The organism is Mycobacterium sp. ML4, assembly GCF_054515735.1.
Genome location: NZ_JBTNSY010000028.1, coordinates 61,663 through 67,662, shown reverse-complemented (window position 1 = coordinate 67,662; position 6,000 = coordinate 61,663). Strand labels below are relative to the sequence as shown.

The 6,000-nt window shown below is 66.7% G+C and carries 6 protein-coding genes; 2 read left to right on the top strand and 4 right to left on the bottom strand.

Annotated features, from left to right (window positions below; genetic code table 11):
- Together ACX9NE_RS25175 and ACX9NE_RS25170 are read left to right on the top strand one after the other, a co-directional pair.
- Nucleotides 1–312, top strand: a 312-nt coding sequence (locus ACX9NE_RS25175; RefSeq protein WP_459364273.1) for a VOC family protein, incomplete at its 5' end; no start/stop codon positions are given.
- Nucleotides 313–435: 123 nt separating this feature from the next.
- Nucleotides 436–864: a hypothetical protein gene (locus ACX9NE_RS25170; RefSeq protein WP_459364274.1), complete on the top strand. Its 429-nt coding sequence runs from the start codon at nucleotides 436–438 to the stop codon at nucleotides 862–864.
- A gap of 103 nt (nucleotides 865–967) precedes the next feature.
- On the opposite strand, the gene ACX9NE_RS25165 is transcribed toward ACX9NE_RS25170, so the two are convergent.
- The 4 genes from ACX9NE_RS25165 to ACX9NE_RS25150 form a co-directional block, all read right to left on the bottom strand.
- Nucleotides 968–2,353 (bottom strand): HNH endonuclease signature motif containing protein, encoded by a 1,386-nt coding sequence (locus tag ACX9NE_RS25165; protein WP_459364275.1) that lies wholly within the window; start codon nucleotides 2,351–2,353, stop codon nucleotides 968–970.
- A 184-nt stretch (nucleotides 2,354–2,537) separates the two neighbouring features.
- A complete protein-coding gene (locus ACX9NE_RS25160; protein WP_459364276.1) occupies nucleotides 2,538–3,011 on the bottom strand; it encodes a VOC family protein in 474 nt (157 codons plus the stop codon).
- 4 nt (nucleotides 3,012–3,015) lie between these two features.
- Nucleotides 3,016–4,539 (bottom strand): carotenoid oxygenase family protein, encoded by a 1,524-nt coding sequence (locus ACX9NE_RS25155; protein ID WP_459364277.1) that lies wholly within the window; start codon nucleotides 4,537–4,539, stop codon nucleotides 3,016–3,018.
- Entirely contained in the window at nucleotides 4,539–5,756 is a 1,218-nt protein-coding gene (locus ACX9NE_RS25150) for an acetyl-CoA acetyltransferase (RefSeq protein ID WP_459364278.1), read from the bottom strand. Before ACX9NE_RS25150 ends, ACX9NE_RS25155 begins: the two co-directional genes overlap by 1 nt.
- Nucleotides 5,757–6,000 lie beyond the last annotated feature (244 nt).

Here is a 6,000-nt window from a genome sequence, read left to right as displayed (position 1 = left end):
GACTTCTACCGTGACGTATTCGGTTGGCGCACCGAGCAGGTCGGAGACACCGACGAATTCCGTTACACCACAGCCTGGTTCGGCGACCAGCAATTGCTCGGCGTGATGGATGGCGCGGGGTTCTTGCCCGAACAGGTGCCGTCGCAATGGAGCATCTTCTTCGGCGCCGAAGACGTCGACAAGACGCTGCAGGTGATCACCGACAATGGCGGTGCGGTGCTGCGCGACGCCGAGGACACCCCGTATGGGCGGCTCGCCTCGGCCACCGATCCGACGGGGGTTGTCTTCAACCTGAGTTCGCTGAACGGCTGAGACGACGCCGCCTGCCTCCGATCATGTCGCTCGATGCTGTCAGTGCGTTGATTCGGGCTAAGCCTTGCAGAGCGGGAGATTCGCGCAGCCCGGGTCGGCGCCGCGTCGGCTAACCTCGCAACCGTGATCCGCCTTCTTCGGCCCGGTTGGTTGGTGGCCCTGTTCGCGACTGCCTTGCTGGGCAGCGCCTGGATGCCGTGGTTGGGCACCGAGGTCAACGGCGGGGGCTGGGCGAACGCGATCGGGGGCACGCACGGCAGCCTGGAATTGCCACGGGGCTTCGGCGCCGGCCAGCTGATCGTCCTGCTGTCATCGACGCTCCTGGTAGCCGGCGCGATGGTAGGTCGTGGACTGTCGGTGCGGGCGGCTTCGATTGCGGCGCTTGTCATTTCCTTGCTGATCGGTGCGCTGATGGTGCTGTACTACCAGCGCAACGTCAATGCTCCGGTATCCGCGGAGTACGGGCTCTACGTCGGGGCAGTCGCCGCCGCCTGCGCGATGTTATGTGCGCTCTGGGCGGTTGCTGCCGCCGCTTTCGGCGGGCGTCGCTAGAAGCGTTGGGGAGTCGTCGGGAGGCGAGTGGTGTTGTGGGTGCGTTCGGCGTTGATGCGGGCCGCGCGGTCCTGGGCGCGGGTGCGTCGGCGGGTTGGCATCATCATTGCGCGGAGGCCGTCCAGGGGTGGTGTGGTGCTGGTGGGCAGGGTGTGCCGGGGCGGCTCAGGGCGGGAAAGAGTAACCGGCTACCGGGGCGGGTGATGTAGGTGTGGCCGGTGGGTGCGGTCCAGATGATGGTGCCGTCGGGCAGTTGACGGTCGCGCCAGCCGCGGGGTCCGCCCCAGAAGGTTTTGAGGAGGTGGTGTTTTCGGCACAGGCAGCGCAGGTTGGCGCGGTGAGTGGGGCCATAGGGGTAGGCGATCGCGTGATCGATGTCGCACAGATCGGCGGGGCAGTCACATCCGGGAAAGCGACACGTCAGGTCGCGGGCGCGGATGAAGCGGGCCAGTGCGGTAGTGGGCCGGTAACCGTCGGCGCTGGAGGCGCAGTGGTCGAGGGGGGCGATGCGGGCGCCGGCCGCGATCAGCGCGCTGAGATGGGCTGCGGGTACCGGTTGTCCGCCGAGGAGGTGGGCGGCCGGCAGGCAGCTGCCGGGCGGTTCGGGGTCGGCCATGTCGCGCAGCGGGTCGGCGGGGTCTACTCGCCGCGGCTGGTCACCATCGAGGTGCGGATCGGCCGGAGCGCTGACAGTGGCGGGCTCCGCGATCACGTGGATGACCACCGCGCCCGCGCGAGCATCGGGCACCCGGGCCGGGCAATCGGGGTCCGGACAGTGGCAGGCCAGCCGGTCGCCGCCGGCAGCCAACATGCCCAGGGCGTCGGCGCGGCGCTGCGCCAGCGTCCGCGGGTCGCTCGGGCAAACCTGGTGTGCCAGCTGCGTCAGGCGCCGATCCAGCACTGCGGCGTCGGTGCTCAGCAGTGTGCCCCACAGCTGGGCGGTGCCCGAGCCGTCCTCGGCGGGGGTGATCACCACGTCGCGGGAGCGGGCCCCGGCGCGGGCGCGCCGGACCGCAGCGGGGTCGCAGCGGGCGATGATGGCTTCGATGGCGCGGGCGGTTTTGGGCTGTGACATTTGGCCGTACCCCACGGCGTCGTTGGCCAGCGCGGCATCGACCACCCGCATCACAGCGGGATCCTGAATCATCTCGGTGTGCCAGATGATGGCGGTGACCAGCCGTACGCTCAGCCGGCCCGCAGCCAACAGCGCCGCCACCGCGGGCAGGCGCTGGCGTAGGGCCAGCGCCTGATACATGTGCTGGGAAGCCAAATAATGGCTGATGTTCAGCGCGGCCCCGACCTGGGCGGCCATCGCGTCCCAGTTGTCACAGGACCAGCGCCCCCGATCTGTGGCGCCCACAGCGTGTCGGGCCACCAGCTCGGCGATCGCGGCGAACCGACGCGCAGCGGCCACGGCTTCCTCGCGCGTGGCCGAGGACATCAACTCCACCAACCCGGCGTCATCCACCTGCGCGAGCCTATCGAACATACTTTCGAACGATAGTCGCCAGCGACGCCCCCGGCCGTTGGGTAAATCCCGTCTGGGGATAGATCCCGAACTGTGGATAACGTCGGGCTAGCGACTCAGGGGCGCTGCGCTCCTCCGTGGTGGACGAAGAGTCCCCTGTCAGCTGCGGTTGGCGGGTGGTTGCGTCCGACCAACTCCGAGCCCCTCAGTTCGACGGAAACTCGTGGGCACCTGAGGCCGAACTGACCTCCGGCTCGTTGACGCCGTAGACGAACGGGGCGAACACGACCTCGCGGCCGTCGGGATCCTGGTAGGTGACCGCGCCCATCGCCGCCCAGTACGGATGTTGCTCGACGCGCGGACACGACGCCGCTTCCAGGCGCGCGATCGCCGCCTGCTGGGCCTGCGGGTCCGGGAAATACAGGCACAACTGCTCGTGCGGGTCCACCGCGACTGGTTCCACCGACTCGACGATCTCCATGGTCAGGTTCCAGCTGGGAAGTCCGAAGATGGCGCCGTTGCTGCCGTAGCTGTCACCGAATGTCTCGTGCAGCGGCAGCCCTACCAGTTCGCGGTAAAAGCGCACCGTCTCCGCGAAATGACTAGAACGCCGGGCGAATCGGATGGAGCCGATCGATGCCAACGAAAGCGGCCAGTGGGTAGTGCGGCGCTTGCCCATGTGACTACAGCCCGACCGCTCCTGCCGCCGTCTCAGCCTTATCCCACCGGCGCAATTCCGCGCCGGGCACCCACGTCGAGTGGGTGCCACTGCAAATACGTTCCGGCAGCGCCAGTTTGCACACCGGGCCGTCACCGACCCGGGCCGCATCGAAGACCAGGCAGTAGGACGCGTCGGCGTTCATGTCGGTGGTCAAGGTCACCAGGTAGCCGTCGTCCTCAGCGCTGCCGCCCACCCGGGGCGCCATCGCCGTCTCACTGCCGTAAACACCCTCGCCCAGCGAGTATCGCTCCTCGCGGCCGGTGAGTAGATCGTGCTTGACCAGTCCGTCGAACAGGAACCAGCCCGGTTTACCTGAAGCGGCATAAACGTAGCGATACGGAGAAGTCGCGTAGTCGGCGCTGATCATGCCGAATTCGGTGATCGACTCCGACAGCGACTCCTCTTTCACGGCGCCGGTGACCAGGTTGAACCGCCACCGGTGCAACCTGGCCTGCATTCGATCCAAGGCCAGAAACCGAAACAGCTTCTCCCACTTGCCACTCGGCCCGGCGCCGCTCTCCAGGGGTTGCGGAGAGCCCTCATAGAAGCCGTCCAGCACGATCTCGTCGCCGTCCTCGAAGGCGTTGGTGAAGTGCAGCACGAACGTCGGGTCCGCCTCGAACCATCGGATTTCCGCACTGGAACCGCGGCGGGGAATCACCGCGAAGCGCGACGGCATTTCCGGGTAGAAGCGCGGCAGGTGCACCTGGTGCTCGAGCAGGCGGGGATCCCAGAAAAGCGGGAAATCGTTGAGGATGGCGTAATTTTCGGTGAAGGCCATGTCATGAGGCAGTCTGGGGCCGGGCAACGGTATGTCGACATAGTGGGTCAAATCGTTGTTCTCGTCCACCACGCCGTAGTGCATGTACGGCTCCTGCTTGCTGTAGTTGAAGAACAACAGCTCGCCGGTTTTGCTGTCCACCTTGGGATGCGCCGACACCCCCCAGTCGACGGGGAAGCGTCCGTTCCAGCTTTCCTTGCCCAGCGTGGTTCCGGAATACGGGTCCACCCGGTAGAGGTCGCCGCACTGATAGAAGCTGGTGAGGGCGATGCCGCGGTGCACGATGACGTCGGTGCTGGACGCGTCCTTCATCAATTCACGCGCGCCCCAGCCTTTATCGCGTTTGGCGAATTGCACCGGCTCGGCCAGTCCCGGCCACAGTGGTTCGCCCGCTTCGTTTTCGGCCAGGAATCCGTCGGTCTGGACAAAACGGTTGCGGTAGAACGCCTTTCCGTCACGAAAGCCCACGATGTGCAACATGCCGTCGCCATCGAACGGATGATAGGTCTTGAACGCCGGGTGCAGGGGGTTCTCGGTGTTGCGCAGGTAGATGCCGTCCAGGTCGGACGGGACCTCACCCTCCACCGCGGTCAGGTTATCGGCGTCCCATTCGGTCGTCTGCGGTCGCCACGGGCCGGTGCGGTAGGGGTGGTCGTCATCCTCGGGCAGTGTCGACAGGTACTTGCCGACGATCTCAACATTCATCAGGAACCTCGCGTAGTGCTGACAACGAAACTGACCGTGGTAGCTGTACTACCGCCGAAGTTCAGAGTGCCGAATTTCGTGGCGCCGTCGACCTGGTAGTCGCCGGCCGCGCCACTGACCTGCTTGGCCGCGTCGAGCAACATCCGCACCCCGGACGCCCCGACCGGATGCCCGCCGCCGATCAGGCCGCCGCTGGGATTGATCGGCAGCCGTCCGCCGATCTCGATCTCCCCGTTCTCGATGGCCTTCCATGATTCCCCGGGCCCGGTCAGCCCGATGTGATCGATCGCCAGGTACTCGCTGGGGGTGAAGCAGTCGTGTACTTCGAAGCCGTCCACGTCGTCCAGGGTGACTTCGGCGCGCCGCAATGCGTCCAGCACCGCCGCGCGCACGTGCGGCAACACGTATGGATCGTCCGCCGCGCGGTCGATTTTCTGGCGCAAACCCAGCCCAACCGTCCGATGACCCCATCCGTCGATGTGGCAGACCGGTCGCGCGTCGGGGTGATCCCGCAGATATGCGTCGCTAACCAGGACCACCCCCGCGCCCCCGTCGGTCATCTGGCTGCAGTCCAACCGCCGCAACCGCCCCTCGGTGATCGGGTTGGTCTCGTCGTCGTCGGTGATCGGGTCCGGAACCGTCCAGCCCCGTGTCTGCGCATTCGGGTTGCGGCGCGCGTTCGCGTAGTTGACCGCGGCAATGGCTCGCAGATGCGTGTCGTCCAGTCCGTAGCGCCGGTCGTACTCGTCGGCGACCTCCGCGAACATCGACGGCCACAGATACCGGGCGTCGGCACCCTCATGCCCCGTCCAGGCTGCGGCACCCAGATACTGCGCGGCGGTGTCACCGGGCACCGTCTTCTCCAGCTCGAGACCCATGACAAGGGCGCTGTTGTAGGCCCCCGATCGGAGGTCGGCCATCGCCGCCAGCACCGCCACGCTGCCCGATGCGCACGCCGCCTCGTGCCGCGACGCCGGCGTGTCCCACAAGGCGTCACACACTGTTGCCGGCATCGCCCCCAGATGCCCTTGTGTGGCGAACATCTCACCGAAGGCGTTGCCAACGTGGACTACTCCGATGTCCGCCGCGTCAATTCGGGCTGCCGCGACCGTGCCGTCCACCACCTCTTCCGTCAGGGCGGCGAAGTCGCGCCCCTCTCGGGTGAGGTTGCGAGCGAAGTCGCTCTGATAGCCGCCCAGAATCCACACGCCATCCATACGCGGCACGGTACTCCCAGGCGGGACCGCGCATCACGGCGTAGGTGGGCGCGCCGCGAATGCGGCTGGAAAAGCCTCCGAAGATAAGCGGTCCCGTCGGCTCTCGGGCTGAACCGACGGGACCTGGGTGGGCGTACAGGCCGGCCGATACGCCCACCTCCGCTTGGTCATTGCCATCCTTGGCCAATGACAAACATCTCTTCTTGACAACATCTGCACCGGGGCGTCGAGATTGTGGCCGAAC